The sequence below is a fragment of the Methanobacterium sp. SMA-27 genome, from assembly GCF_000744455.1.
GTDB lineage: Archaea > Methanobacteriota > Methanobacteria > Methanobacteriales > Methanobacteriaceae > Methanobacterium_B.
Genome location: NZ_JQLY01000001.1, coordinates 631,257 through 657,617, shown reverse-complemented (window position 1 = coordinate 657,617; position 26,361 = coordinate 631,257). Strand labels below are relative to the sequence as shown.

General features: G+C 33.3%; 26 protein-coding genes. 14 read left to right on the top strand and 12 right to left on the bottom strand.

Annotated elements, in window-relative coordinates:
• Positions 1-28 precede the first annotated feature (28 nt).
• Both DL91_RS03385 and DL91_RS03380 read left to right on the top strand, forming a co-directional pair.
• Complete coding sequence (locus DL91_RS03385) at positions 29-1,189, top strand: ABC transporter permease (protein WP_048190251.1); 1,161 nt, start codon at positions 29-31, stop codon at positions 1,187-1,189.
• Positions 1,182-1,874, top strand: a complete 693-nt coding sequence (locus DL91_RS03380; protein ID WP_048190250.1) for an ABC transporter ATP-binding protein — start codon at positions 1,182-1,184, stop codon at positions 1,872-1,874. The genes DL91_RS03385 and DL91_RS03380 overlap by 8 nt, the downstream gene beginning before the upstream one ends.
• A gap of 82 nt (positions 1,875-1,956) precedes the next feature.
• Here DL91_RS03380 and DL91_RS03375 read toward each other — a convergent pair whose 3' ends face one another.
• The gene (locus DL91_RS03375) at positions 1,957-3,552 is read right to left on the bottom strand and encodes a glycosyltransferase family 2 protein (protein WP_048190249.1); all 1,596 of its coding nucleotides are present in this window, start codon (positions 3,550-3,552) and stop codon (positions 1,957-1,959) included.
• A gap of 475 nt (positions 3,553-4,027) precedes the next feature.
• Between DL91_RS03375 and DL91_RS03370 the strand changes: the two genes are divergently transcribed.
• Entirely contained in the window at positions 4,028-4,963 is a 936-nt protein-coding gene (locus DL91_RS03370) for a class E sortase (protein ID WP_048190248.1), read from the top strand.
• Positions 4,964-5,084: 121 nt separating this feature from the next.
• Here DL91_RS03370 and DL91_RS03365 read toward each other — a convergent pair whose 3' ends face one another.
• The gene (locus DL91_RS03365; protein ID WP_048190247.1) at positions 5,085-5,441 is read right to left on the bottom strand and encodes a VOC family protein; all 357 of its coding nucleotides are present in this window, start codon (positions 5,439-5,441) and stop codon (positions 5,085-5,087) included.
• A 182-nt stretch (positions 5,442-5,623) separates the two neighbouring features.
• Between DL91_RS03365 and DL91_RS14115 the strand changes: the two genes are divergently transcribed.
• Positions 5,624-5,818, top strand: coding sequence for a hypothetical protein (locus tag DL91_RS14115; protein ID WP_231551371.1), 195 nt, complete (start codon positions 5,624-5,626; stop codon positions 5,816-5,818).
• A gap of 124 nt (positions 5,819-5,942) precedes the next feature.
• Here the strand turns inward: DL91_RS14115 and DL91_RS03360 are convergent, their stop codons facing one another.
• The gene (locus DL91_RS03360; RefSeq protein ID WP_052374077.1) at positions 5,943-6,260 is read right to left on the bottom strand and encodes a hypothetical protein; all 318 of its coding nucleotides are present in this window, start codon (positions 6,258-6,260) and stop codon (positions 5,943-5,945) included.
• Positions 6,261-6,345: 85 nt separating this feature from the next.
• Here DL91_RS03360 and DL91_RS03355 point away from each other — a divergent pair, with 85 nt between their 5' ends.
• A complete protein-coding gene (locus DL91_RS03355; protein ID WP_048190246.1) occupies positions 6,346-7,071 on the top strand; it encodes a SagB/ThcOx family dehydrogenase in 726 nt (241 codons plus the stop codon).
• Positions 7,072-7,125: 54 nt separating this feature from the next.
• On the opposite strand, the gene DL91_RS03350 is transcribed toward DL91_RS03355, so the two are convergent.
• Both DL91_RS03350 and DL91_RS03345 read right to left on the bottom strand, forming a co-directional pair.
• Positions 7,126-7,467: a hypothetical protein gene (locus DL91_RS03350; RefSeq protein WP_048190245.1), complete on the bottom strand. Its 342-nt coding sequence runs from the start codon at positions 7,465-7,467 to the stop codon at positions 7,126-7,128.
• Positions 7,468-7,526: 59 nt separating this feature from the next.
• Positions 7,527-8,564, bottom strand: a complete 1,038-nt coding sequence (locus DL91_RS03345) for a serine protease (RefSeq protein WP_048190244.1) — start codon at positions 8,562-8,564, stop codon at positions 7,527-7,529.
• A gap of 264 nt (positions 8,565-8,828) precedes the next feature.
• Here DL91_RS03345 and DL91_RS03340 point away from each other — a divergent pair, with 264 nt between their 5' ends.
• On the top strand, positions 8,829-9,161 hold the full coding sequence (locus DL91_RS03340; RefSeq protein WP_048190243.1) for a hypothetical protein: 333 nt from the start codon (positions 8,829-8,831) through the stop codon (positions 9,159-9,161).
• A 27-nt stretch (positions 9,162-9,188) separates the two neighbouring features.
• Here DL91_RS03340 and DL91_RS03335 read toward each other — a convergent pair whose 3' ends face one another.
• Positions 9,189-9,500 carry a hypothetical protein gene (locus tag DL91_RS03335; protein WP_048190242.1) on the bottom strand — a complete coding sequence of 104 codons (312 nt, stop codon included), beginning with the start codon at positions 9,498-9,500 and terminating at the stop codon, positions 9,189-9,191.
• Between the two features lie 325 nt (positions 9,501-9,825).
• On the opposite strand from DL91_RS03335, the gene DL91_RS03330 reads away from it, so the two are divergent.
• From DL91_RS03330 to DL91_RS12685, 3 genes are all read left to right on the top strand, one after another.
• Positions 9,826-11,922: a tetratricopeptide repeat protein gene (locus DL91_RS03330; RefSeq protein WP_048190241.1), complete on the top strand. Its 2,097-nt coding sequence runs from the start codon at positions 9,826-9,828 to the stop codon at positions 11,920-11,922.
• Positions 11,923-11,954: 32 nt separating this feature from the next.
• Positions 11,955-13,550, top strand: a complete 1,596-nt coding sequence (locus DL91_RS03325; RefSeq protein ID WP_048190240.1) for a bifunctional aspartate transaminase/aspartate 4-decarboxylase — start codon at positions 11,955-11,957, stop codon at positions 13,548-13,550.
• 167 nt (positions 13,551-13,717) lie between these two features.
• Positions 13,718-14,587 carry an Ig-like domain-containing protein gene (locus DL91_RS12685; RefSeq protein WP_052374074.1) on the top strand — a complete coding sequence of 290 codons (870 nt, stop codon included), beginning with the start codon at positions 13,718-13,720 and terminating at the stop codon, positions 14,585-14,587.
• Between the two features lie 608 nt (positions 14,588-15,195).
• On the opposite strand, the gene DL91_RS03315 is transcribed toward DL91_RS12685, so the two are convergent.
• Positions 15,196-15,708, bottom strand: coding sequence for a nitroreductase family protein (locus DL91_RS03315; RefSeq protein WP_048190239.1), 513 nt, complete (start codon positions 15,706-15,708; stop codon positions 15,196-15,198).
• A gap of 71 nt (positions 15,709-15,779) precedes the next feature.
• Positions 15,780-16,445 (bottom strand): nitroreductase, encoded by a 666-nt coding sequence (locus DL91_RS03310; protein ID WP_048190238.1) that lies wholly within the window; start codon positions 16,443-16,445, stop codon positions 15,780-15,782.
• 245 nt (positions 16,446-16,690) lie between these two features.
• On the opposite strand from DL91_RS03310, the gene DL91_RS13340 reads away from it, so the two are divergent.
• The 3 genes from DL91_RS13340 to DL91_RS03300 all read left to right on the top strand — a co-directional run bounded on the left by DL91_RS13340 (position 16,691) and on the right by DL91_RS03300 (position 19,068).
• The gene (locus DL91_RS13340; RefSeq protein ID WP_156095918.1) at positions 16,691-16,855 is read left to right on the top strand and encodes a hypothetical protein; all 165 of its coding nucleotides are present in this window, start codon (positions 16,691-16,693) and stop codon (positions 16,853-16,855) included.
• A gap of 463 nt (positions 16,856-17,318) precedes the next feature.
• The gene (locus DL91_RS03305) at positions 17,319-17,606 is read left to right on the top strand and encodes a winged helix-turn-helix domain-containing protein (RefSeq protein ID WP_048190237.1); all 288 of its coding nucleotides are present in this window, start codon (positions 17,319-17,321) and stop codon (positions 17,604-17,606) included.
• Positions 17,607-17,871: 265 nt separating this feature from the next.
• On the top strand, positions 17,872-19,068 hold the full coding sequence (locus DL91_RS03300; RefSeq protein ID WP_048190236.1) for a low temperature requirement protein A: 1,197 nt from the start codon (positions 17,872-17,874) through the stop codon (positions 19,066-19,068).
• A 58-nt stretch (positions 19,069-19,126) separates the two neighbouring features.
• On the opposite strand, the gene DL91_RS03295 is transcribed toward DL91_RS03300, so the two are convergent.
• On the bottom strand, positions 19,127-19,654 hold the full coding sequence (locus DL91_RS03295) for an RQC domain-containing protein (protein ID WP_048190235.1): 528 nt from the start codon (positions 19,652-19,654) through the stop codon (positions 19,127-19,129).
• Between the two features lie 254 nt (positions 19,655-19,908).
• On the opposite strand from DL91_RS03295, the gene DL91_RS03290 reads away from it, so the two are divergent.
• Entirely contained in the window at positions 19,909-20,307 is a 399-nt protein-coding gene (locus DL91_RS03290; protein WP_048190234.1) for a hypothetical protein, read from the top strand.
• An 80-nt stretch (positions 20,308-20,387) separates the two neighbouring features.
• Here DL91_RS03290 and DL91_RS03285 read toward each other — a convergent pair whose 3' ends face one another.
• Both DL91_RS03285 and DL91_RS03280 read right to left on the bottom strand, forming a co-directional pair.
• Positions 20,388-22,094 (bottom strand): ABC-ATPase domain-containing protein, encoded by a 1,707-nt coding sequence (locus DL91_RS03285; protein WP_048190233.1) that lies wholly within the window; start codon positions 22,092-22,094, stop codon positions 20,388-20,390.
• A gap of 134 nt (positions 22,095-22,228) precedes the next feature.
• Positions 22,229-22,942 carry a class I SAM-dependent methyltransferase gene (locus DL91_RS03280; RefSeq protein WP_231551370.1) on the bottom strand — a complete coding sequence of 238 codons (714 nt, stop codon included), beginning with the start codon at positions 22,940-22,942 and terminating at the stop codon, positions 22,229-22,231.
• A 95-nt stretch (positions 22,943-23,037) separates the two neighbouring features.
• Here DL91_RS03280 and DL91_RS12680 point away from each other — a divergent pair, with 95 nt between their 5' ends.
• Complete coding sequence (locus tag DL91_RS12680; RefSeq protein WP_052374073.1) at positions 23,038-25,080, top strand: histidine kinase N-terminal 7TM domain-containing protein; 2,043 nt, start codon at positions 23,038-23,040, stop codon at positions 25,078-25,080.
• Positions 25,081-25,165: 85 nt separating this feature from the next.
• Here the strand turns inward: DL91_RS12680 and DL91_RS03270 are convergent, their stop codons facing one another.
• Positions 25,166-26,332, bottom strand: coding sequence for a cysteine desulfurase family protein (locus DL91_RS03270; RefSeq protein ID WP_048190232.1), 1,167 nt, complete (start codon positions 26,330-26,332; stop codon positions 25,166-25,168).
• Positions 26,333-26,361: the final 29 nt, after the last annotated feature.

Sequence of the window (26,361 nt, the reverse complement as noted above, 5' to 3'; positions counted from 1 at the left end):
TATAAAAGGTTTAGAAAGAGGAAGTTATATGTCATTTTTATCGCTGGTGGTGAAAAATCCATTCAGAAACAAAACTAGAAGTTCCCTTGCTATTGTTGGAATAGCAATTGGTATAATGGTCATCGTGGCCCTGGGAATGGTTACAGGAGGCCTTAAAAACTCCACGCAGAGTACTCTTAAGGCGGGTGCGGCAGAAATAACAGTTGTACAGGCTGGTTCAAATGGTTTTGGACAGGGCGGTACACTTAACGATACATTTGTCTCAGATCTGTTAAATATAAGCGGTGTTAAAGATACCACCGGAATTTTAAGGGCCAGTAATACTTCAACAAGTGGTCAACTTTCGAATAGTTCTTCAGAGAGTTTCGGTCCAGGTGGTATTTCAGTAACGGGTATTGATACTGGTAAGTTAAGTCTTATCGGTGTTGACAGTGTGAATGGTACTGTTTTCTCAAATGACAGTGCTGATCAGGTTATATTAGGAAAGACCGTAGCAGAAAGTCTTAATCAAACTGTTGGAGATACCATAAATCTGTATGGTAAAGATTTTACAATAACTGGAACTTACGAAACAGGAAATTTCATTACAGATGCAGGTATCATGATGCCGCTTTCAACATTACAGAATCTAACTAGTAATGAAGGAAAGGTTAGTAACATCCTGGTTAAGGTAACAGACAATGCAAATGTCACCACTGTAAGTAAGTCTATTGAAGATGCTTATCCAAATGAACTCACAACAACCACTGCCGAAGCAACTGCCAGTCGAATCAATCAGGGACTTAGTTTTATTGATACAGCTAGCTGGGCAATTTCGCTCTTGGCAATATTTATTGGTGCAGTTGGTGTTATAAATACCATGATAATGTCTGTCTATGAAAGAACCAGAGAAATAGGGGTTCTTAAAGCTGTGGGATGGACCGACAGAAGAATTCTTGGAATGATTCTTGGTGAATCTGTTGTGCTCACACTCATAGCTTTTGTTGTAGGTACTGTGATAGCTGTTGTAGGAGTGGAACTCCTTTTAACAGTGAGTCCATCTGTGGGTGGAATTATTAATCCTTCCTTTGCACCCGATATATTCTTGAGGGCATTTGTAGTTGCCTTCCTTGTAGGGGTTATTGGAGGATTGTATCCTGCTTACAGGGCAAGTAGACTATCACCAACGGAGGCACTGCGCTATGAATAATAATAACCTTATCATCAAAATAAATGGTCTAAAAAAGAGTTATGATAATGGAAAGATCAAAGCATTGAATGGAATGGACCTGGAAGTTAAGAAGGGGGAGTTTGTATCCATAATGGGACCTTCAGGATCGGGAAAATCAACTCTTCTTAACATGATTGGAGCTCTTGACACTGCAGATGAAGGTTCAATTGAGGTTGCTGGAATAGATCTAATGAAAACCAAGAAACTGAATAAATTCAGATCAAATGAGATTGGATTCGTTTTCCAGATGCATAATTTAATACCTAACCTCAGTGTGATTGAGAATGTTCAGATACCCATGTTTGAAACCAAAGCATCTTCTAAAGAGATGCATGACAGGGCTTTTGATCTGTTAAAATCTGTAGATCTTGAAGATAAAATTGATCAAAAACCAACCAAACTTTCTGGAGGAGAAAGGCAGAGAGTGGCAATTGCCAGGGCATTGGTTAATCACCCCTCAATAATACTAGCAGATGAACCTACAGGCGCTTTAGATTCAAAAACAGGAGCAGTTATACTCAACCTTCTAAAGGATCTTCATTTAAAAGAAAATGTCACTCTTGTAATGGTTACACACGAACCATACGTTGGTAACATGGCCCAAAGGCTCGTAACTGTTCTTGATGGTAAAGTTCAATCAGATAACCCTACACCCATAGATTAATATAAAACTTTATCATTTCTTATTTTTTTTTTAGTTTGCTTAAAAAGGGTTGCTCTTTAGTTTAGTGTATTTATCTGTTAATTTAATCATTGTACTTGTTTTTATCTTCTCTATAAAAATATAGCATGAATATTGTTAACATGATGAGACTGTAACTTGCCCAGAATATGATTGATGGGTATGTGCTGGTGTTTTCTCCATTAATCACCTTGTAGGTACCAACTATGATTGCTATAATTAAAAGGAATATTACTGTTAGTTGTGGTAGAATTTCTTTTAATTGAATTTTGTAAACCTCTTTTTTCGGTGTTACTTTAAATTCTAACTTTTTATTTAGCAGGCCATAAACAAATGCCTTGGTATAAACTGGGAAAAGGCTGAAAAATAATCCCTGTGCCAGTATTAATTCTTTAAGAGGGTATCTTCTTTCCCTGAAACTGGTAAAGGTTTGACTCATTATCATGATGAGGAACAAATAGAATGGAACGTTTAAATAACCTAAAACTAAGGGTTTCATGTTAAATAAAAGCACAGTAATAGGGTAAAGTAGCCAGATAAATATTCCCACCCCAATAAAGTACCAGCTCCCGTTTAATATAAGATATTCCCACCATTGCAAAGACTTCAGGCTTTTAGGTTCTTTGATAAATTTATTTAAGACCTTTTTAGTGTTCTGAAATGTTCCATAGGACCATCTCATTTGCTGTCCATAGTAGGCTGATAAAGAAGGTGGAGCCAGCCCCTCAGCATATACCTTATCAATATAAAGGGATTTATATCCATTACTATGAAAAATAAAGGATGTGGCAATGTCTTCTGTTATACAACTTTCATCCATACCCCCAATTTCATTTAAATGTTCTAATTTAATCAGAACATTGGTTCCACATATATAAGAAGAGCCATTCACACATAGTCCCCTGCAGATATGTTTATAAAAAATATGCTGTTGAAATGAGTAGGCTATTGACAGATGATCATTTGGTTGTTTGTGAAAATATTGTGGTGTCTGAATAAAGGTTAAATCTGGATCGTTTTCCATGATTGGGATCAAATCATGGAGTATTGAACTTTTTAACCTGTGGTCTGAATCTAGAATTAAAATATATTGATAATCATCCTTAAGTTCTTCTATTGCATCATTTATGGAACCTGCTTTGTACCCTCGAAGAGTATCACGATAAATATAGTTAATATCCAATTCATTACACATTGTAGCTGTTTTATTTTGAATATCTCTGTCTGTGGAACTATCTATTAATGTAACCTTAGAATTATCATAGTTAACATTTTTAGCCTTTAAAATAGTTTTTCTGACCATTTCAGGATCTTCATTAAGGGTTGGAATTATAATGGATACAGGAGGAGATTTTGTATTTGTTTTGAGTTTCAATTTAAATATTAAATTATTATTATACAACGTCAATGATTTTATTAGATGATCTAGATAACCTACACAGTGCAGTCCACTGTAGATGAATGATAATAATAGAATAATTGAAATTCCCTTTTCTAATGGATTTAAATTGTTGTTGTTAATTATTGGAGAAAAATTGGATGTAATTAATACAAATATGGTTGTGAACAAAATAATGGAAAAAAAGGTAATTAATGAATTTAAATTATTTTTAAATTTGAATTTATTTGGAAATTTATAATCAGAAAATAGTGATTTCATATATATTATATCTTATTTTTGTTATTATATCTTATTTTTGTAAAATAAATTATTTTCTGTATTTTAAAGATTATTAATTTTTAAATATAATTTTGATATTATAGAACAATCCTTTTAATCACAATATTTTTTTTATTAATTAATTTTACTACTTCAATTCTTAGAAATATTATCAAATATAATTCTATTATCAATAAATTCACAGATTTTTTACTCAACCAACATTTAGCACCTGAAATATTTATTTTGTTGTGATTTACACCATGGAGAACAGATATTAATAATATTATTTTTCCCTTATATTGTAAAAGAAAAGTTTATAAGATGAGAATGACATGAAGAATACAATGTACGTTTATTAAGTTTATTCGAATTTTAAATTTTATTAATAAAATTTCGGGAAAATTTATCACTGTTTCTTAATGTAACTTGGTGATGAATTAGTTTGATAATATGATTGGAGGAAATGTGTTAGATGGAAATTAAATTTAAATATTTAATGGTTGGTTTATGTGTTATTCTTATTGGTGTGGCTTTTACTGCTGTGGTATTCTCAGGAAAGGAAATTAAAACCAGTCACTTCCAGAAGGATGAAATATCATTTGATTATCCTGAAACATGGCTAAATTTAAATCAAACATCGCCTTCTGAAATTATGGCATTCACAGATCCACAGTCAGATTTAAATGTAACAATAAATAGGCAGCTATTAGCGGCAGGTTATAACCCACCAGAGAATTTTTCTACGAATATATCCGATCAAACAGGTATGAAATTTATTTCACATAAAACATTGGATTTTAATGGTACTGCTGTTCATGAAAATGTTTATCAAATGGATATGAATGGAACCACTGTTCAAAGGACAGAGATGTGGATTGGTAAAAATGATGCACTCTATAGCATTATCTACACTACCAGCAACTTGAAATTGGATGAAAAAAGTCCTGAAATTGAGGCTTTAACCAAAAATTTCACTGTTACCAATACAACTGTTCCGAACACCGAAGTATGGGGGAAAGTTTCAATACCTAGTCAGGGTGTAAACTGGGATATTCGTCGAGATACAGTTAATGCCCTGGGATCTGTTTACCATTATTCTGATAGTTTTTATCCCAACCAAAACGGTACAGTTGGACTTCTAGGCCACCATACCCACTTCTCAGCACCATTTGCCAATATAAACCTTCTTAACAATGGTGATCAGGTAATAATAACCGATTATCTTACCCAGAAAAGATATGTTTACCAAGTAACTAGCAATGGAGATATAAAAGGAGATTACAAAACCAATCCTGTTACTTTCTCTGCAGGAACCTTTGAATTGACACTGGTAACATGTTATCCTCCAGGATATATGTCGGCGGCTTATATGACCCATTGTAAATTAATAGCTGTTGAACCTATATAATTTATAAAAATACTTTTTGTAAATTGGGCTTAGTGGAGTTAATTGAGATAATTAAGATAATTGAATTATTTTTTGATTTGAAAATACATTTCTTAAAAATTTAATTATTAGGGCCCAATTTCTAGTGCTGGATGAGTTCGATTTCAACACCGTTTGGATCCGTTAAAAAGGCAAGTTTGGCACCATCACCCACTTCCATTGGTCCTCTTGTGAATTTTGCGCCGTTGGATATGAGTTGTTTAACTGTTGTGTCCATGTCTTCAACTTCCATTCCAACTAAGAATATTCCTTTTTTATCTGGTTCATCTGCATTTTCTACGAGTTCTATCATTGCATCTCCTTCATCCTTTAAGAAAATAATTTTCATACCGGGATAAGGTGTTATTTGATTGTCTATTTCAAACCCCATGACTTCGGTGTAGAATTTAATGGATTCTTCCATATTAGCAACTGCAATTGTAGCGTATTTAACTTTCATAGCTATCTCCTCCTTACCTATTCTTTATACTAATCTTGAATATTTTTATACTTACCCGAGTATAATGAAAAATTATATCCAATTATTTATATCTCTTTTTTTTATCTAAACAGAGTTCTCCAGTACACTTAGGCACCAATATAATAACCATTTTGGGATTTCTTTTTTTTTAGAAGATTTTTTTGAAGGATTTCCAGTGGATATGTAAGTGGAAAATTCCTGTTACAGCTGTTATAATACCTGCTTCAACATGCAATAATATTAGTGTATTGTCTATAGGCAGTATGTTAAAATTTATTAAAATTAACATGGTAATTCCAATTATTCCAACGATCAAAGAACTGGTAATAAGAACAATGATCCAAAGCAGTTTGTAGATTTTGGCGGTGATAGTTTTATCTGTATATAAAAAATAGCTCAAAAGATAGAGGATTATTAGGAATATGGTAATTGGAAGTAGGTTGTATTGAGATATCATGCTTATCGATAGTTATTATTTACTTAACCTGTTTGTAATATTAATTTCTTTAATGAAATCCAGTTAATTTGTAGATGAAAGAATAATATGAAAAAGAAGAATATTCCAAATTCGCTATGCCAGGAAATAAGATTAATGTCTGGTATAGCGGTAATACCTAAATCTGTAAGTGCAGTTAGTAAATAGCCCACACCCATTGCAATTAGAAAAATCAGTAAAAATATAATGTTCCAAATTCTATTATGAACTTTTTTATCCATTATTCCATATCTGTAAAGGGCATAGCTAGAAATGTATGCAATTATCAGGATGGTCCCGATTAAAACAATATCGTTTGACATTATTCATATTATGATTTAGTGAAAATATAAAATTTTGTAGGAAAAATTAAATAAGATTTATCAAAGATTACTAGTGGGAATGTTTATGGAAAAAAAGAAAATAGCTGTTCTGGTTATTCTTAGCATTTTATTTGTTGCTGTAGTGGGTGTGTTATATTTTTCTGAAAAAAGAACTGTTTATACAACTAGAAATGTTATAAGTGTTACAACTCTTCCTTCACCGGTGTTAAATGGTAATGTCTCTGTTGAACAGGCCATTGAAAACAGACGTTCTATTAGGCAATTTTCAAACGATTCAATTACTTTGGATAATTTATCACAAATTTTATGGTCTGCCCAGGGAATTACTGATTCTGAAAAGGGTTTAAGAGCAACACCTTCTGCAGGTCAGGTTTATCCGCTGGAAATTTATGTTTTTGTAGGGACTAATGGGGTTTCTGGACTTCAGGAGGGTGTTTATCATTATGTTCCAGTCAACAACTCCCTTGAAAAAATTATGAATGGTGATCTGCGGGGAGAACTTTCAGGAATTGCCAATAATCAGCCATGGGTTGAACAGGCTCCAGTTGACATTTTGATCACTGGAAATTATCGTAAAATGATCAATAAATATACTGATAAAGAGTTAAGCACCAGATTTGTTGATCTTGAGGCAGGCCATGCAGGTGAAAATATTTATCTCCAGTCTGAGGCTTTAGGTTTGGTTACTGTGTCATTAGGTTCAATGAATGAAGAACAGTTAATACAGAGTTTCAAGCTTCCTGAAAATGAAAATCCAATATATATTTTCCCTATTGGTCATCCCACATAAAATACTTGTAAAAAAAAATTAATGCTGTTTAGAAGGTCTTAAATTTAAACTATACTATGTTTCATTGAAATATATCATATCAAGATAGTTTAAATTCGTTTCAATAAAGGGCTGTGCTTTGGGATCTGCCAAAGTTTTCAACTGTTTTTTATTGGTATTTTTATATACATTTAACAGTATCTCCTGAAGCTCGGGTACTTGCATCTCTATGACTTTTCTTATTTTTAATAGTTCATTGTCAAGTAACTTGCTTTTGTGGTCGAGTATTTGGTTTTCAAATTTTTTAATGACATTTACATTTCTGGATACCATTCTCTTTAGTATGAGGTTTGGAACTTTGGTAAATTGATCCATTATTTCCATAACATCTTCTTCTGTAATATTTACATCTTCCATATCTAGATCCTACCTTTTTCTGTATCTAAACTGTTTTTATTCCAGATTTTTATATTTTATTAAACAGTCTGTATTGAAACATTGTTTTTATTGCATATCTGTATTATATACTGTGATGATAGGAATAAACTTGATGTTGGTGTTGCTGTTTGATTGACTTGTTGCATTGATTCAATACTATAAATTAATATTCCAAGTACACTATTTTGTGAGTCAACTACTGGACCTCCACTGTATCCGTGAGATGCTAAAGCATTTGTTTGATAGTAGATGCTACCGTTGTTTGGTACTTCTGCTGTTAATACTCCTGTGGTTGAGGATGGTTTTATTGTTGTTTGATTGGTATCAGAGTACATTCCCCCATTTAATACCGGATATCCATATATCTGAATATTTTCACCAATAGTAGGTGTTTTTGAGTTTACTGCCAAAGGTGTGAGGGTTTTTAAGAATGGATCGATCTTTATGAGTGCCACATCATCATCTGCACCCGAATTTCCAACATCAACTAAATTGGCATTTACTGCATTTGTACTGGTTGTGCCTGGTAATTTTACTCTGATCTGCTGTTGTGATGATCCAACTGTTATGAGGTTATTTTGATCGAGCATATCTGTTGTGGTGTTAATATCTGGCTGTGCTTGGATTATGGGAGGACTTCCAGTTGAATTAGTGTTCATAAGCTCTGAACCCAATTGAGGGTTGTATTTAGACACATAACCTGCTACAGCTGCTCTTTCAATGTATTTCTTTATATCGGCGCTGTTCATTAATCTAATTACCATCTGATTCTTTAAAGTTTCAGGGTCTCCAACTACATGGAAAGCTGTGATAATATAGCCCTGATTGTTGACAATAAATCCAGATCCTGAATCCAATGGTGCATAGATCACAGTAATATCTGTTGATCTGTTTAGAACTGGATCATTAATTGTAACTACACCTGTTACTCCATTTTCAATGTAAACAACAGAAGCTGCAGTTTGAGAATTTAAACTTGTTGATTGGGAGTAGTAGTTTCCAATAATGTTTTGGCCAACAACCCCAATAATTACCACGAATACGGCTATTATTAGCAGAGATATTTTTTTTCTCATTTCAAAACCTATAATTGTGTTATTAAAAATTGAATCATTTTTATAAACGTTAGTGTATATATTGGAGCAGATTTTAGAAAAACATTTCTATAAAATAAAAAGAATTAATTATTTTTTTCAATACTGGGTTTTATTAAATAGATGGTTTTTTGGCCTGCAATCAATGTCTTACTCGTAAGTTTTGGACTTGGAAAAATCTAAAAAAATATAACACTTGTAGTACAAATTTAAAATGTGAAAATTCTATATGATGGGGAAAAGTCCATGATAGTTGAAAAAATAGAAATAAAAAAATATGAATCTTCGCTAAATGGAGAACTAAGATTTGTTGATGCTGAAATGTCCAAAGATGACTGTGAAGAAATGATAAGTCGTCTGGTTAGCTGGAAATTAGGACGTTTGACACCAACAAGACATTTTGAAATGGTTTACAGTAATGAAAAAAAAGAAGCTGAAATTGATGTTTATGTATCAGTACCCCTTCCAGAATCGTCTAAAAGCCCTGTTGATATTGTTAAGTATGTATTTAACAAATTAATTGAATTTTTAGATCTATATGAAAAGGTTTTTGAGGATATTTATGGAATTAAAAGATAAATTATCTCCCAATTCACTTATCCTTTATTAAATTCCACGTTTGGTAGAAAGTCTTGGACGTTCAGAAGCACCTTTTCCTGCTTTTTTACCGCTTTCATGCTCTTCTTTCTGCTGTTTTTCCACTTCGTTTGCAGTTAAAGGCCTTATAAGTCCACGTTCCATTGAATATCCGCTGGTTAATAGTGAATCCAATACTTTATTAAAATCCTTACGTGTTAAGCCAGGAAAACCTTTTTTTAAGACTGTGTATAATCTTTTATCAAGATAAACACCATTATGGCCCTTCAGTATCTCACCTGCCTTTGATTCTATAGCTGATAATTCATTGTTATCGGTCATACTACATCTCCTCATATTCAATCATTAATTTGGTTTAAATTTTTATAATTCTTAGATTTTTATTTGTTATTCCTAGTCAATATAGGTTTCTCATAATTTAAGGGACATTAAACATCAAGATTCTGTTGATTGATCCATTAATAAAATTATACCACAAGGTATTGATTCTATTTTTAGGACAAATAAACTGTTTTAAAATAATTTATTAATTCCAACCAATAATCATTGGGATTTGTAATAATCCGGGTTTAAATTTAAGTTGTTGTTAAATGGATAATTAAATCAACTATCCATGATATATAATATAAAACAGGAGGGATTGTTTGTGGAAGAATATGGTGATGTTAATGAAGAGGAATTTGTTAATATTGTTGAATCCTGTGAAAAGCTTTTGAAACAAGATCCCGATGATCCTGAATTATGGACTCGTAAAGGAATGGCTTTAATGGGACTTGGAAAAGCTGAAGATGCTGTTAAAAGTTTTGATGAAGCTTTAAAAATAAAATCTGATTTTGTATGGGCTCTTGACAACATGTGTATGGCGTTGTTACTGTGTGAGAGGTATGAAGAATCGTTAGACTGTTTTAATAAAGCACTGGAAATCAATCCAGAAGATGAAGTACTGCTTAATAACAAAGCATTTTTATTGTCATCCATTGGAGAGTTTGAGGAAGCAATTTCAATATTTGATAGTATACTAGATAGAACTGAGAACAAGGTATCGGTGTTAAAAGAAAAATCTAACTGTCTTTTAAACCTTGAAAGATATGCTGAGGCTCTTGTTTGCCTGGAAGAAATTCTTGAAGTTGAAAAGGATGATCCTGATGTGTACTTCAAAAGAGGTAATGCGCTTGGAGGCATAGGAAGAACAGATGAAGCATTAAAATCTTTTGAACGTGCATTGGAAATAGATCCTATGTTTATTGAAGCATGGAATTCTAAAGGAGTTACATATGGTATAATGAAGTGCTATGATGATTCAGTAATATGTTTTGACCATGCAATTGATCTTGACCCGAATGATGATAGAGCATGGTTTTTAAAGGCAAAAACACTTTCTGCTATGGGTGAATTTGCAGATGCCCTGGAATGTTACGATAGATCTCTTGAGATCAATCCACTCATTACCGAAGCATGGTATCGTAGGGGTGTTGTGCTATATGATCTGAAAATTTTCCCTGCATCGATTGAATCCTATGAAAAAGCGATTGAAATCAATGAAAATTATGCTGAGGCATGGAATGGTAAGGCGCTTTCTTTGTATGAAATGGGTGAGCACCATGAAGAGATAGAGTGTTATGATAAAGCCCTTGAAATAAAACCTGATTATTCTGAGGCGTGGACCAATAAAGGTGCAACATTTTTAACTATAGGTATGAATGATAAAGCAATGGAATGTCTTGATAAGGCTTTGGATTTGAATCCTAATGATCATAATGCATTGATGAACAAGGCAACCATACTCATACGTCTTGAAAAATTTGAAAATGCAATAGATTGTTGTGATAAGGCCTTGAAAATAAAACCAATGCTTTTACCTGCCCTTTTTTTGAAAGTAAGAACACTTCAAACAATTGAAAAGTTCGAGGAATCTGTTGGAACCTTGGATTATTTACTTGAAATTGACCCTGAAAATGATGAAGCATGGTTTTTAAGGGGAATATCGATGGAATATCAAAATAAACAGGAAGATGCACTCGAATCTTTTGATAATGCACTGAACATTGACCCCAAAAATATTGGGGCTTGGTACTTCAAAGGCAGATCCTTGATGTTTTTAGGTAAAACTGAAGAAGCAATAAAAAGCTTTGAAATGGTTACAATTATGGATCCAGATAACTTTGAAGCTTTCAATTTAATGGGTAACCTGTTGCTGGAACTTGGAAGATACAAGGAAGCACTTAAAAATTTTGATAGTGCCTTAAATTTAAACCCTGACAGTGAAGAGGCACTCATAAAAAAAGGCCAGTCATTAGGTTTCCTTGAAGAGGCCGATAAGGCATTGGAATGTTTTGAACAGGCTTTAAATATTAATAGCGATAATATGGATGCAATGAACTACAAGGGTATTGCATTGAAACATATGGGGGATTTTGAATCTTCCATTAATGTTTTTAAAACCATAGTTGAAGCCGAACCAGAGAATCCATGGGCATGGCTACAGATTGGTTTGAATTATAAAGAAATTGATAACTATCAAAATGCATTAGAATCTTTTGACAATGCATTGGATATCGATCCAAATTTTGTTCTGGGACTTCTTGAAAAGGGCGTTACCTTGGGGCTAATTAAACAGTATAAAGAAGCACTCGACTGTTTTGATGAGGTATTATTTAAAGATCCAGACAATCCTGATGCACTCCACTTTAAAAAAATCACTCTGGAGTATATTAATCAGGATAAAGAATCAGGTAATTCATAAATAAATATTCAAAGTTGAATCAGGAGAAAACTATGGATTATAAAGAGTTAAAGAGCTATATGGAACTGAGTCCTTTTGAGGTTCAATTTGCACTGACCAATATTGCAGGAAATTTCCGTGATCGCACACTTCTAAATGCGGGTAGAGGTAATCCTAATTGGATTGCCACCACCCCTAGACAGGCATTTTTTACTCTTGGTAATTTTGCGATGGAAGAAACTAAATGCAACTGTAAATATGTACATACTGGTTTTCATGCTGAAAAGGAAGGAATATCAGAGAGATTTCAGGATTATGCTAAGAAAAATCCTGATGCACCGGGTATAAAATTTCTTAAGAGTTCTGTTGATTATGGAATCAACAAAATGGGTTTCGATCCGGATAGCTGGGTGTATGAACTCGTGATCGGTTGTATTGGAGATTTCTATCCGGAACCAGACAGAATGTTACCCCATGCTGAAAAGGTTGTACACTCATTTTTAATTGAATTTCTATGTAAAAACCAATTAAAATCTTGCAAATACGATCTCTTTGCAACTGAAGGAGGTACAGGTGGAATCATATATGTTTTTAACTCGCTAATTGAAAATAAGCTGATTAAAAAAGGGGATAAAATAGCAATTGGATCTCCCATATTCACCCCTTACCTTGAAATACCACATTTAAACGACTATGATCTGGTTGAAGTTGAGATTAAAGCAGATCCGGATGATGATTGGCAGTATCCTGATAGTGAAATAGATAAACTCAAAGATCCATCTATTAAAGCATTTTTTGTTGTTAATCCGGGAAATCCCCAGGCAAGAGCAATCAGAGATGAAACCATCCAAAGAATTGCAAACATAGTAAAAAATGATAACCCCAATCTTATCATCATATCTGATGATGTCTATGCAACCTTTGTTGAAGATTTTAGTTCCATTATGTCGGAAATACCATCAAATACCATCTGTGTTTATTCATTCAGTAAGCATATGGGATGTACAGGATGGAGGTTGGGTGTGGTGGCACTTTATGAAGACAATGCAATAGATAAGATGTTGAGTTCACTTCCTGAAAAAATAAAAAATCAGTTAATAAAAAGGTATGAAAGCATAAGTCTTGATCCCTCTAAAATTAAATTCATAGACCGTATGGTTGCTGACAGCAGATCTGTAGCTCTTAAACATACTGCAGGTTTATCACTACCTCAGCAAACTCAAATGACCCTATTTTCATTGTTCTTTATAATTGAGGATGATATCAATTATATTGAAGGTACTAAAAATGCTCTTAACAAGCGTATACATGTGCTCTATAAGTCTCTGGGTCTGCCTTTAGATTATGATACTACTGCAACCAATTACTATGCAGTAATAGATCTTCTTAAACTTGCAACCGATAGGTATGGCATGTTGTTTGCAGAATGGATGGAAAAATCGTATAATGCACTTTCATTTGTATTTGCACTGGCAGATAAAGAATCTATAGTTATCCTTCCAGGAGCAGGATTTGATGCTCCCAGCTGGTCTGTGAGAGTTTCATTGGCTAATTTAAGATATGAAGCATATGAAGAAATTGGTAATAAAATGTTGGAAACATTAGAAACCGCCTTTGAAGACTACAGTATGACTTTGAATAAAAAATAAGGCAATTTCTAAATGGTAAACAAAATTTTAATAATAGTGAACATGTAGGTGAGTTGGAAAAATGGATCAACGTTTATTAATTCTGTTATTACCCTGTATTTTTGGATTGCTAACATGTGGCATGGTTTCTGCTGCTGATAATAATTCAAATTTAATTACTCAGAAAAATGTTAATTCATCCCATAACAATTTCAAATTCATATCTGAACTCTCCTGTTGTTAAAAGTTCAGATCCCAAAAGAAATTCCTTGAATGTGAAAACTAATAAAGTTATCCATATTAAATTTAATAAACATGTGAAATTCGGGAATAAATGGATAGAACTGCTTGTAAATGGTGTATTAACTCCTTTTAGGAAAACTATCCACGATAATACCTTAATTATTACACCGTCTAAAAAATTAAAAAATGGAACAAAATATACTCTTATTTTACATTACAACAGTATTCAGGATATTTCAGGTAAGGGTGTTGCATATTATTGCTCGAGCTTTACAACTGTTGTGAAGATAGATATTATTAACGGGGCAACAGGTGGGGACATCAAAAAAAATTCTTTACTATACAAATATATTCCCAAGACAGTTCTTAGCGATCAGATAATTTCTAAGGCAAAAACTGGAACTCCCATGGTTACCTTTGGGAACGGTAAGGGGCCTAAAATATTAATTGTTGCTGGTGTGTATGGAAATGAATTACCTGCCCCTGCAGCAGCAATGAAGTTGATAAATTATCTTAATGGTAAAACCATCAAAGGAACAATTTATATTATTCCATTTGCAATTCCCTACTGTACATCACATACTCATAGATACTGGAATCATACCAATCCCAATAGGCTGGCAAATAAAACAGGAAATCCCACCAACATTATAATGAAACTTGCAAAGAGATTGCATGTTGATGCTTTGGGAGATTTCCATTCATCAATGCCAGGAGGTGTTCCAGGCAGGGATAGTGCTCTTTGTACCAGGATACCCATTTTAAAGAGTTGTGAACTACCCCTCCCTTTCGGAAGGAGCTTCTTCCTTCATTAAATCCACTAATGTGGTTTTTTTCAGAGAAGCTTTAATTTCCGTAGTTCCTACGGTACTGATTAGATTAAGTGTAGTATGCTTGGTTATCGCATACGATACTATTAATTATTGTTAAACTATTATTTATATATAGTGGTTAGATTCATCCCCACCCTCACACAGAGGGTATTCTCCATCATTAAGATAACATTGCTGGATACATTGCCAAAAAATCAGGGTCTAAATTAATTGCCGATGATAAAGCAGGAGTAAAATATCCTGGTGCACTGGAAGATGTTTGTAATTTAAATGGTGTGCCTGCAGTTACATGTGAAGTACTTGCACTTCACGGGACCTTAAATAAAAATAGGATTAATAAATCATGTAATCAAATGTTTGCCCTTTTAAAATATTTTAATATTATATAGAAATTTTCAATTTGTTGAAATTTAATTTTGTAATATTGGATTTTTGTGTGATATTTATGATTAAAAATATATGGAAATAATTTGATGAGATTTTTGATGGAGGCATGAATTAGTGAGGAAATAAGAGTTATTTCACTAGGACCATCCCATTGATTGCTTCATCCTCAGTATTAATTAATCTTTTTATTTAGTTCTTATTTTTTACATCCATCCATTGTTTGATACTATTTCGCCCATTGTTTTTCGTGGTCTTGGGTCGGGTTTCTCATCTGAATATCCTATGGTTATCATTCCAACAACTCTGATGTTATCGGGTATGTTCAGTATATTTTTCACGTTGTCTTCGTTGAAGGCACCTAACCAGCAGGTTCCAAGTTCAAGTTCTGTTGCCTGTAGTATCATAAATGATAGTGCAATTGAAAGATCAACTGTATATGCATATTGTCCACAGGGCATTTTCTGATCAGATTCTGTTGAACATGCAGCTATTACTACCGGGGCTTCTCCAACAAATACCTGGCTATGACATGCATCTACAAGTTTTTTTCTTATATCTGAATCTTTTACAACCACAAATTTCCATTGTTGACGGTTGGCTGCTGATGGCGCAATTCTAGCTGATTCCAAAATTTTATCCAACTTATCTTCTTCAATATCAACTTGTTTGTACTTTCTAATGCTTCTTCTAACTTCTATGGCTTTATTTACATCCATGATATAATTTCCCCCATTGTTTTTTAGATTAAAACAATATTTTTAGAATATAATTTTTTAAAAAAATTACTTTAAAATCCTTTTGTTCTGACTACTTCTTCTATTGGGCGTCTTGAGCTTTTATATGTGTTTTGAGGGCTTTTTTCATCTTTATATCCCAGTGCAATTCCAAAGACTATCATGAATTCTTCTGGAATTTCAAGTTCTTTTCTTATGAAATTGGGATATGCAACAAGATTTACTGCTGGTGCAGAGTCTACTCCATGTTCCAGTGCAGCCAGCATTATGCTCTGTGATAATGAACCAAGATCGAAAATTGACCATTCAGTTAGGCTCTCATGCATGCATAGATATACAACTGAGGGTGCATCGAAAAATTTGAAATTTAATCTCCAATTCGCATTTTTAGCTATCTTATCGTCCTTTGAAATTCCCAAATGTTTAAATCGGCCTATTCCAAGTTCTTTTATCCGTTCTTCCATGGTACTTGGCCAGTTTTCAACCCAGGGTATTTCTGGAGTTTTGGGTTCATCATTTGCATAGGACTCCATAAAATTTCTTCGAATCCTTTCTAATGCATCGCCACCCGCTACAAATATTTCCCATGGTTGTGTATTTGCCCATGAAGGGGAATGTGTTGCTTCTTCCATTATTTTAAGAATTGTCTCTTTTGTTACTGGATCCTGTTTAAATGCTCTGCAAGTAAAACGGGAATTTAATGCTTTAACAACATCCATTGATATCCACCTCCAGATTATTTTTTAACAATTCATTCCATTCTTTATATATGAAAAATCTTCAAAAAATGATCTTCTTATTATAGTATTAACCGCTGTTACCAAATAATTTTGCTTAACTTAGGATATCCATTTATTTCAGTGGGGTTAATCTTAAATAGAAATGAATTTAAATTTAATTGGAAATATCTGATTTAATCAGAAGAGTATTATTGATGATAAAATGGTGTGGAGGTTTTATTCAAATGCGTATATTCTATCTTGCAGGTGCTATTATTCTACTTTTACTCGTACCTCTATTACTTTACAGTTCAACCAAATTGATGGAAGGTTCCAGAACATCCACATATATAACTGCTGTATTATGTTTTGTTGTTGGTTTGGGTACTCTGTATATCAGCATAGTATAAACAATTGAATATTATAGATTTAAAAATTTTTTAGGCTTTTTTGATAATTTTAATTAATTTTTAATTATTTCCTAATTTATGCATAAAACATATAATAAGGAACAATTATACTATTTTTGGGGAGGTTTTAGCGATAGCTATTTTTAATTATTATATATTTTTATGATTTTTTGTGATTTTTGAATATTTTTTTATTTAAAATGAAATATATTATTTGATTTTTATTGGAAGAATTTTTTTAGATATCTTTTTTTGGTGCTTATTATTTTTTTTATTAACACCTACTAAGTAATGAGTTTTACAATTTTGTTTAGTTAATCTTGATTTATCATCTGCAGTTCTGAAAAAAAATGATTATTAATGTTAAATTTTAAATACTTGTTCAACTTAAATTAATTTTAAAGTTTAAAAGTAAAGGTTTTAATATTAATACTTTTCTTTAGTAATATCATAAGGGATGCAAATGGAAAGCTTGTTGTGGTGGTTATTCAAAGGAAGTAAAGGCGAGTTTAACAGAGTGAGGATTATGGATTTACTCAAAACGGAATCATATAATGCTTATAACTTATCAGAAATTCTTGAATTAAATTATAAAACCGTTAGGCATCATTTAAAACTTTTGGAAGAACATAATATCATTGCAACACATGTTGATAATAAGTATGGTGCTGTTTATTTTCTTACAGAAGATATGAAGGACCATATTGAATTATTTGAAGAGATCAAAGAAAAATTGAAGGTTAATAGTTAATTTAATGACTAAATAAAATTCATTAAAATGTGGAAATAATTTTTTGTATTTAATAGTTTTACATATTTTTTTTAAGATAAGAAGGGTAATTGAAAATTTTGGTTTAAAACTTTACTTTGACTTCTAATTAGTGGTGGAGTTTAGTTGGCGGGTAGCGGTAATTATAAATTTTTTAAAGTCTAATAGTATAGTGTATTTATTTATTGAATCATAAAAAAATGTTATAGTAGATTATATTCATATTTTATGATGATTGTGGGGGCACATGAAGCTTAGAAAAGATTTTGTTGTACTACCAACTTTACGATCCAATGATGATCAGAGTTTAGAAAAACATTCTGACTGGCTGGAACTACTGTACGATCTGATTTTTGTTGCTGCCATTTCACAGATTGCATTAAATTTAAGTGCTAATTACACACCCATTACTTTTTTAGAATCGATTCCCCTATTTTTTGCTATCTGGTGGGGTTGGTCGGGTCATACATTTTATTTGGACCGTTTTGGAACCGACGACATATTAAATAGGGCCTTGACAATGTTGCAGATGGTTGTTGTTGCTTCTTTGGCGGTTAACGTTAGAAATGCTTTGACAACCACAGGTGAGGGTTTTGCTATTTCTTATGCTGTGTTGAGATTTATTTTAGTTGCTCAGTATATTAGGGTTGGAAGAAATCTACCGGATGCACGTCCATTAACCCGCCGTTACAGTATTGGTTTTGGTATTGCAGCAACTATATGGTTGATATCTGCATTTATACCTGCTCCTTATCGTTTTGTGCTCTGGGGAGTTGCGTTGTTTGTTGATTTCCTTACACCTTTTAGAGCTGGGGATCTTCATATAAATTTTCCAACACATCCAACTCATCTACCTGAAAGATTTGGTCTTTTCACCATAATTATTATTGGAGAGGCAATTGTGAGTGTTGTTGTGGCTATTAGCAATGTAGGATTCAATCTTTACACCGCACTTATAGGGTTAATGGGTCTTTTAATATCATTCAGCATATGGTGGGGGTACTTTGAAGAGGCAGGAGGGGCTGAAGCCAGAGTACAAGATCGTGGAGATCAAATTGCCAAATATCAGCTTTGGATATACTCCCATTTTCCATTACTTCTTGGAATTGTTGGAGCTGCGGCAGGTATAAAACATGTTTTAATGCTACCGTATGGAAGTGAACTTTCAAGCACTGATACATGGATTATGTGCATATCACTAGCTGTTGCACTTTTATCACTGAGCCTTATATTCATTTCCTCATTTAGATGGGATGACTGTAAAAGCCGTTTACTTCTGGTATTTAGAATTCCATATTATCTAATAATAATTTTGGTTTTATTAACCGGCTTTTTAGGTACAATTTTACCAGGATTCCTGGTGCTGGTGATTTTAACTGTTCTGTGCATTGCAAAAGATCTGATTTCACTTAGAGAAATTCCCGATGAGATCTGCAATTTGTAAAACAAATTGTTTGAATTTTTATAGTCTTGAAACTGTTTAAAAAAAATATTTAATAAAATTATTTAATTACTTTTTCCAAAAAACCCATTTCAATGTTATCTCCAACATTTAAGAAGAATTTACCTTTATCTGTTAATTCAAGATAAGAACCCTCATATTCGGATTTATATTCTGTTTTTAGAAACCCTTTTTCAATAATAGAATCAATAATAATTCTTAATTGTTCTTCTGTATAGTTAAAAAGCATTCCATAGGTTTTAAGTTTGTACAGCTTGTATTTTGTAATGAATGGAGATTCTTTTCCATTTAAAATTAGCATGAAACGTTTTATTCCCAGTTCAATTGGAATTTCCAACATACATTGGAGTATTATCCTTGAGATTGCCGATTCATAATCTATTACCAGTCTTTCAATTACTGGAATAGAGTTTCCATTGGTTTTGCGTTCTTTTGAATTAAGAAAATCCTCAAGTTTTTCGTAATACTTCATTTTAGAGCCGCATTGACATGTTTTTAAATCTTTCTCTGCATTCTCATCGGCTATTTCATAGTAAACATCGCATTTTTTGCATATCATATATGGCATTTGTACACCGTTGTAATTTTAATTATAATCCCGTGTTTGATCGTAAATCTTTCTGAAATTAATTTTAATTTTGATTTCTATTCACAGTCTAAAAAATAATTAAGAAGTTTTATGTGATGATCATCACCAAAAATTATCGATTGACAAGATTAAGTTTCATATCTCTAACTAAAAATAATAATTTATATCTACTTTCATATAGAAAACAGATTAATGATACATACTATGTAAGATCGAATTTGTGATGGTAAAAAATGACTGTGAACCAAGAATACAACGACAGAATATCTTTTAACAGGATATGTCCAGAGTGTGGTGTTGGAAACCCGGAAGAAGCAGATAGTTGTATTGTATGTGATAAGGATCTTAGTGAAACTTTACTCTTTTTTGAAGATGAATTTTATGATATGGAGTTAACCAGTGAGTTGCTGATTGAATACAGGAAAAATTTTTACAGAACTAGAAGAACGGGTAAAGTTAAAAAGTACTTTATAGCAGAAATAAAGGATATTAAATTTGGACATCCTATAAAAAGATTCAGCTTTACATGTAATGAGAAGAAGGAAGTATATGCCCTTAAAGAGGATAATTATAATTGTTTAAAGGAACTTTTTAAAAAAAATGGCATTATTTATGAGTTAGAAGTGGAGTAAATCTTCTAAATAAATGATGTGAAGCTGATTTGTAATATGAAGGTTCAATGAGATATGAAGTTTTATGATGGATCATTGTTTTAATATTTTCTAGTTTTTAAACTTCTGAGTCTGTTGAGTGCAGCTGTAAGTTCAAATATTCTTGGTTTTACAATATTATTAGGATTCTTTCGACCCTTTGGTGCCAGTATGTCAAGTCCTTTTGTTTCAATATCGTGTTCTACCATCTTAACTATTTCTTTCATGTTGGTTTTACCATCCATATGGTTTTGGGCAGCATAGGCTATTGCATAGGCTATTGCACGCGTCTGGCTGGTGTCGATTAACTGTTCAACCTGTGAAAGGTCTATGGTTTCCAGGCCCAGTAGTATGGTTGATTTTCCACGTATATCGAGTTTTATTTTCCGACCTTTATATGTTTTAATGCTTTCAGGAAGTGGGTATCTTTCCTTGAATCGAAATTTGAATTCTACTTCTTGCATTCTGTTTATTGGAAGCTCTTCTTTTATCTTCTTTGCATCCTTTGTAACGTCTTCTGGTATGTAGTTGTCCATCATTATAACTGTGTCTGCGACTTCAAAGTAGTCCCCTGATCCTCCCATTACCATGATGGTGGATATGTTATGGTCTTCGTACAGTTCTCGGACCCGGTCTATAAATGGTGTTATTGGTTCTTTCTCATTTGAAACCAGTCTCTGCATTCTTTCATCGCGTATCATGAAGTTGGTTGCTGATGTGTCTTCGTCGAATAGTATTAGATGTGTCCCTGCTTCAACTGCCTCTACAATATTTGCTGCCTGGGATGTTGAACCCGATGCATTTTCTGTTGAGAATTCTTCGGTGTTTTTATTTAAAGGTGGGTTGTGTATAAATGAACTTATGTCAACATTCTCTATTCTTCTGCCATCTTCTGCTCTGATCTTGACAGCTGTTGGATCTGTTACAACCCATTCTCTTCCATCTCCATATATGTGATTGTAAACACCCCTCTCTATTGCCTGTAGCAGTGTTGATTTACCATGATAGCCTCCACCAACTATCAAGTTAACGCCCTTAGGGATACCCATACCCTTTACAGATCCATGGTTAGGTGTTTCAAACATAACTTCCATGGATTTTGGTGTTTTAAATTGAACTGCATTTTTCAATGGTTTGTCTGTTACACCGCTTCCCCTTGGAAGTATTGAACCATCCCTTACAAATGCAACCAGACCTCTGCTTTTTAGCTGGTTCCGTATAAAATTTGCATCTTCAAAAAGTTCCACTTCTTCTGTTAGATGATCTGAATCTATATTTTTATAGAAACATGAATCATTAACAATTACTGGAAGTACATCCATCAATATTCTGGAAGCTTCTCTACCTATTATCCTTCTTCCCCGTGCCGGAAGGCCTAAAGAAAATCTAACCTCCAAATTACCTGGCCGAATATTAACACAGCTCCTTTCTAATATCTCCTGATCTCCACTGTCTATTGTTATAATCCCACTTTTTCCACTTCCACTTCTTCCTGCTGTATGTTTTTTTATTGATCCATTTAATGCTCTTGCAATAAAGTCGGATACTGCATCCCTTTTTTCATGGTTGTCAATTAATTCTCTTGGAAATGATGCGCCCTGCACCTCAACTCTTAAAAGTGATGGACCTGCAAAGGGGTCCCTCTGAACATGGTCTATATGTAAAATAAAAAAATCAAAATTATAAATGCCTTTAATATCATTATATGCCTTGTAACCCTTTCCATCTATTCTTTTGAGTATTTTTTGAAGTTCTTTTTTATCTTTCATATTATTTCCTATAAATTTATTTATAAATTGTAGTTAAGTGGAAATGTTTAATTTAGATTGTTGTAGGTGGAAATCTTTTAAGTTATATTTGAATTGATTATTTTAACTGAACTAATTTTATTCATTATTTTTTTTTATATTTTCTTTGCAATTATGATGTATCCTTTGGTTTGGTTACCTTGAAATGTTGTGAAGACTGTTTCATGTACTATTTCTACCTTGAATTTTTTAACCTGCTCAAATAATACCATTAATTCTTCCTTTGTATAGTGGTGTGCTTTGAAAAGTTCTTTGCCCTGGGGTTTTCCTTTTTTGGTCACGATAAAGGTTCCCATTTCACCAGTTTTCACAAAATCACGTTCATATCTCTGGCTGTAGTAGGGATTTTCCCAGTTTTGGCCAAAATCTGCCAGATATATAATTCCTTCATCTTTTAGTACTCTGTTTGCCTCTTTTAATATCAGGGTTCTGTGTTCTGGTTTGATTATGGTTGTAAGGAATGCCTGTAAAATACATGCATCAAAGGACTTGTCAGGGTATGGTAATTCCATTGCATTTGCTGTATGGAATTGCACCTGGAAAATATTTTTCTTGTTGGTTTTCTCTGCTTCTTTTAATGCTGTTTCAACTGCATTTTGGTTTAGATCGAAGCCTGTTACATTGTAACCTCTTTTTTGAAGGTGGAATGCTATTCTGCCCCATGCACAACCAAAATCCAGTATTTCAGAACCTTTAGGAATATTGTTAAAGAAGAGTTCGTTGATCTCAACGGAAGATGGTGTTTCCTTTCCCTTGAACTGTTTCCAGGTTTTTTCATTTTCCATGATCATATTTTTTGGTTTTAACATGTAAAATTCTTTTGAAAGTATGTGAATATATTGTTGAGGAATAAAACTATTTATAATCAGAAACAGATGGTTTAAAAAACATTTGAGGATACAAAATGGAAATACAGTACACTGCTTACTCTGGAATTTTAATTATCAGTTCATTAATAAGTCTCCTTTTATCTTGGAGGGCTTGGAAAAGACGGGGAGTTAGCGGTGCATTGTATCTTTCATTATTATTTTTATTTGTAGCTGAATGGTCGTTAACCAGTGCTATGGAGCTTGCTTCTGCAGATTTGGCTTCAAAAATTTTATGGGCTAAACTCAGTTATATTGGGATCAGTGCTGCAGCACCGTTTTGGTTTCTTTTTACATTAGATTACACTCAGAATCAAGAGGTTATAAAAAGACCCAGAGTTATATTTCTTTTTTTAATTCCTGTTGCAACTATCTACTTGACATTTACAAATGAATTGCACGGACTTGTATGGCCTCTTATCATTCCTGTGATGACATCTGAAGGTTTAATGGTATTATACGCTCATGGACCAGCAGCTATAACCTCAGCTATTTATTCATATATACTCTTACTGGCAGGATTGGTCTTAATTGGACAGAATTTATTTAGAACATCTCGCATCTACCAACGTCAGGCAATGATGGTTTTTCTAGCAGCATTAATACCGTTATTAAGCAATTCTTTTTATTCTGCAGGTCTTATCCCATTCTTCTTTGATCCCACACCTCTGGCTCTCACAGCCTCAGGAATTCTTATATTATGGAGTATTGTTGGTTATAAACTCCTGGATATTATGCCTCCAGCATATAAAAGCCTCTTTGACAGTATGAAAAATGGGGTTTTGGTGTTAGATACACAGGAGAGGATTATGGATATTAATCCCCAGGCAGAGAAACTTCTTAAATTGGATAATACATGTGTTGGTCAAAGTGCAGGTCAAAAACTTGAAATATGGAATGAAATCTCACCAAAGGGGAAAGCTGAGGGTAATATTAATTTAAAAATTGAAAAATCTGATGTTAAATGGATTGAAATTCAATTTGCCCCTGTTTATAATGGGGGGCTTTTTACAGGTTGGATATATATTTTTGAAGATATAACTAGTCGTAAAAATGCTGAGGAACATATAAAAAAGTCTGAGAAGAAGTACAGAGATCTGGCAGATCTTCTTCCCCAAACAGTTTTTGAAACAGATTTAAATGGTAATCTTACATTTATGAATAAGTATGCCTTTATAATGTTTGGTTATTCCCAGGCGGATCTGGATAATGGTTTAAATATTTTAGAACTGTTAATTGAGGAAGATAGACCGTTATCAAAGGCAAGAATTCAAAATGTTCTTGAAGGGCAGGTTACTGGAGATGAATATACTGCCCTGCGTACAGACATGACTAAATTTCCCATAATACTCTATTCTAACCCTATAACCCACAATGGTGTTCCTGAAGGTTTCAGGGGGATAATTATTGACATTTCTGAGTTAAAAAATGTTGAAGATAAACTCGTTGCATCTTTAAATGAAAAGGACGTGCTTTTACAGGAAATTCATCATAGGGTTAAAAATAACATGCAGATTATTTCAAGTCTTTTATCTCTTCAAGCTAAAAATACTGAGAATGAAGAGGCTTCTGAAGTTCTTAAAGAAAGCAGAGGCCGTGTTAAATCCATGGCTATGATCCATGAAAAGCTTTACCATAGACACAACATGAGTAAGCTCAATATGTATGAATACCTAGATAGTCTTGTTCGTGATATTATAACTTCATATTCACGTGTTTCAAGTAATATTAAAACAGAAGTGGATGCAGATGAAATTTATTTAAATATTGATACTGCCCTCCCAATGGGTTTAATTGTTAATGAAATGGTTTCAAATTCTATTAAACACGCATTTCCTGATGAAAATGGTAATATTAATGTGAAGCTCGAGTTTGATAGTGGAGAATATATTTTAACAGTTTTTGATGATGGTATTGGAATTCCAAGTAATATTGATCCATTTGAAGCATCTTCTTTAGGGCTCAAACTTGTAGCTAGTCTTTCAATACAACTTGAAGCCCTTCTTGAGGTTCATAGTAACAATGGTACCACTTTTAAATTGACTTTTAAAGAGATTAATGATGAAGATGATGGAGATTAAGATTAATGCATTTTTTTAATGCATATTTTGTTTTTAATAAAAAAAATAGATAATTTAGATTAAAAAAAATAGTAAAAAAACTTTTTTAGGTTTTACCTAGCGGGCTCATCTTTCTTAAATTGGTTACAACTTCTATTAACGCATCGGTAATTGCATCTACATCTTCCATTTTGTTGAAACGTCCCAATGTTACTCTGAGCGATCCATGTGCTCTTTCAGGGTCTCCCCCTATTCCCAGTATTACATGGCTTGCCTGTAGGGATCTGCTGAAACATGCAGAGCCTGTGCTTACAGCGAAACCGCGCATGTCTAGGTGTAGTGTTACTGATTCTCCTTCCACATATTGAAATGTTATATTGGCATTTTGAGGTGTTCTAAGTAATGGATGACCATTCAGTATTGTTTGAGGTATTTCTGACAGTACTCTTTCAATCAGATGGTCACGCATGTCCTGTATCTTCGTATTTTCCTCATTGGTTACGAGTTCAACTGCTTTTGCAAAGCCAATTGCACCCGGAATATTTTCAAGACCGCCTCGTTTGTTGAACTCCTGAAATCCACCGTCAAGCCATTTCATCATGGGTGTTCCTTTTTTGATATAGAGTGCCCCAATTCCGTTGGGTCCATGTATTGTATGTGCTGAGATTGTTACAAGATCAACCGGCAGTACACTCACATCTAAAGGTACCTTGGTGAATGTGTGAGTGGCGTCTGTGTGGAATATTACTCCTTTTTCTCTGCAGATTTCACCTATTGCTTTTATGTCCTGTACGCTTCCAATTTCCTGGTTTGCATGTTGAATAGATACCAGTATTGTATCGTCTCTAATGGAATTTTTTAAAACTTGAGGATCAACTATTCCATATTTGTCAACTTCGAGGTAGGTTACGTCAAATCCATATTTTTCCAGGGCTTTCGCACTGTTTAATACTGGAAAATCTTCTATGGCCGATACTATGATATGTTTACCTTTCTTGTTTATCAATGCCATTGCAACACCCTTAACAGCAGTGTTACTTGATTCTGAACTGCCAGATGTGAATATGAGTTCGTTTTCATTAGCACCCAGTGCTGTGGCTATTCTTCCTCTGCTTTTTTCAAGGGCTTCTCTTGCTTCGATACCCATTGAATATCCTGTTTCTGATGTTGGTATTGCGTAGGATTCGAAAAAATAAGGGTTCATTACTTCCAATACTCTTTCATCCATTCTTGTAACCGATGCATTGTCAAGATAGATATACTTATTTGACATATTGATTATTCCTCCTTATTTAAAGAAAT

What these genes read in the sequence shown, in the direction of transcription:
- DL91_RS03385 (WP_048190251.1), top strand. Translation starts at nt 29, where the DNA reads ATGTCATTTTTATCGCTGGTGGTGAAAAATCCATTCAGAAACAAAACT.
- DL91_RS03380 (WP_048190250.1), top strand. Translation starts at nt 1,182, where the DNA reads ATGAATAATAATAACCTTATCATCAAAATAAATGGTCTAAAAAAGAGT.
- DL91_RS03375 (WP_048190249.1), bottom strand. Translation starts at nt 3,552, where the DNA reads ATGAAATCACTATTTTCTGATTATAAATTTCCAAATAAATTCAAATTT.
- DL91_RS03370 (WP_048190248.1), top strand. Translation starts at nt 4,028, where the DNA reads ATGGAAATTAAATTTAAATATTTAATGGTTGGTTTATGTGTTATTCTT.
- DL91_RS03365 (WP_048190247.1), bottom strand. Translation starts at nt 5,441, where the DNA reads ATGAAAGTTAAATACGCTACAATTGCAGTTGCTAATATGGAAGAATCC.
- DL91_RS03360 (WP_052374077.1), bottom strand. Translation starts at nt 6,260, where the DNA reads ATGTCAAACGATATTGTTTTAATCGGGACCATCCTGATAATTGCATAC.
- DL91_RS03355 (WP_048190246.1), top strand. Translation starts at nt 6,346, where the DNA reads ATGGAAAAAAAGAAAATAGCTGTTCTGGTTATTCTTAGCATTTTATTT.
- DL91_RS03350 (WP_048190245.1), bottom strand. Translation starts at nt 7,467, where the DNA reads ATGGAAGATGTAAATATTACAGAAGAAGATGTTATGGAAATAATGGAT.
- DL91_RS03345 (WP_048190244.1), bottom strand. Translation starts at nt 8,564, where the DNA reads ATGAGAAAAAAAATATCTCTGCTAATAATAGCCGTATTCGTGGTAATT.
- DL91_RS03340 (WP_048190243.1), top strand. Translation starts at nt 8,829, where the DNA reads ATGATAGTTGAAAAAATAGAAATAAAAAAATATGAATCTTCGCTAAAT.
- DL91_RS03335 (WP_048190242.1), bottom strand. Translation starts at nt 9,500, where the DNA reads ATGACCGATAACAATGAATTATCAGCTATAGAATCAAAGGCAGGTGAG.
- DL91_RS03325 (WP_048190240.1), top strand. Translation starts at nt 11,955, where the DNA reads ATGGATTATAAAGAGTTAAAGAGCTATATGGAACTGAGTCCTTTTGAG.
- DL91_RS12685 (WP_052374074.1), top strand. Translation starts at nt 13,718, where the DNA reads ATGTTAATTCATCCCATAACAATTTCAAATTCATATCTGAACTCTCCT.
- DL91_RS03315 (WP_048190239.1), bottom strand. Translation starts at nt 15,708, where the DNA reads ATGGATGTAAATAAAGCCATAGAAGTTAGAAGAAGCATTAGAAAGTAC.
- DL91_RS03310 (WP_048190238.1), bottom strand. Translation starts at nt 16,445, where the DNA reads ATGGATGTTGTTAAAGCATTAAATTCCCGTTTTACTTGCAGAGCATTT.
- DL91_RS13340 (WP_156095918.1), top strand. Translation starts at nt 16,691, where the DNA reads ATGCGTATATTCTATCTTGCAGGTGCTATTATTCTACTTTTACTCGTA.
- DL91_RS03305 (WP_048190237.1), top strand. Translation starts at nt 17,319, where the DNA reads ATGGAAAGCTTGTTGTGGTGGTTATTCAAAGGAAGTAAAGGCGAGTTT.
- DL91_RS03300 (WP_048190236.1), top strand. Translation starts at nt 17,872, where the DNA reads ATGAAGCTTAGAAAAGATTTTGTTGTACTACCAACTTTACGATCCAAT.
- DL91_RS03295 (WP_048190235.1), bottom strand. Translation starts at nt 19,654, where the DNA reads ATGCCATATATGATATGCAAAAAATGCGATGTTTACTATGAAATAGCC.
- DL91_RS03290 (WP_048190234.1), top strand. Translation starts at nt 19,909, where the DNA reads ATGACTGTGAACCAAGAATACAACGACAGAATATCTTTTAACAGGATA.
- DL91_RS03285 (WP_048190233.1), bottom strand. Translation starts at nt 22,094, where the DNA reads ATGAAAGATAAAAAAGAACTTCAAAAAATACTCAAAAGAATAGATGGA.
- DL91_RS03280 (WP_231551370.1), bottom strand. Translation starts at nt 22,942, where the DNA reads ATGTTAAAACCAAAAAATATGATCATGGAAAATGAAAAAACCTGGAAA.
- DL91_RS12680 (WP_052374073.1), top strand. Translation starts at nt 23,038, where the DNA reads ATGGAAATACAGTACACTGCTTACTCTGGAATTTTAATTATCAGTTCA.
- DL91_RS03270 (WP_048190232.1), bottom strand. Translation starts at nt 26,332, where the DNA reads ATGTCAAATAAGTATATCTATCTTGACAATGCATCGGTTACAAGAATG.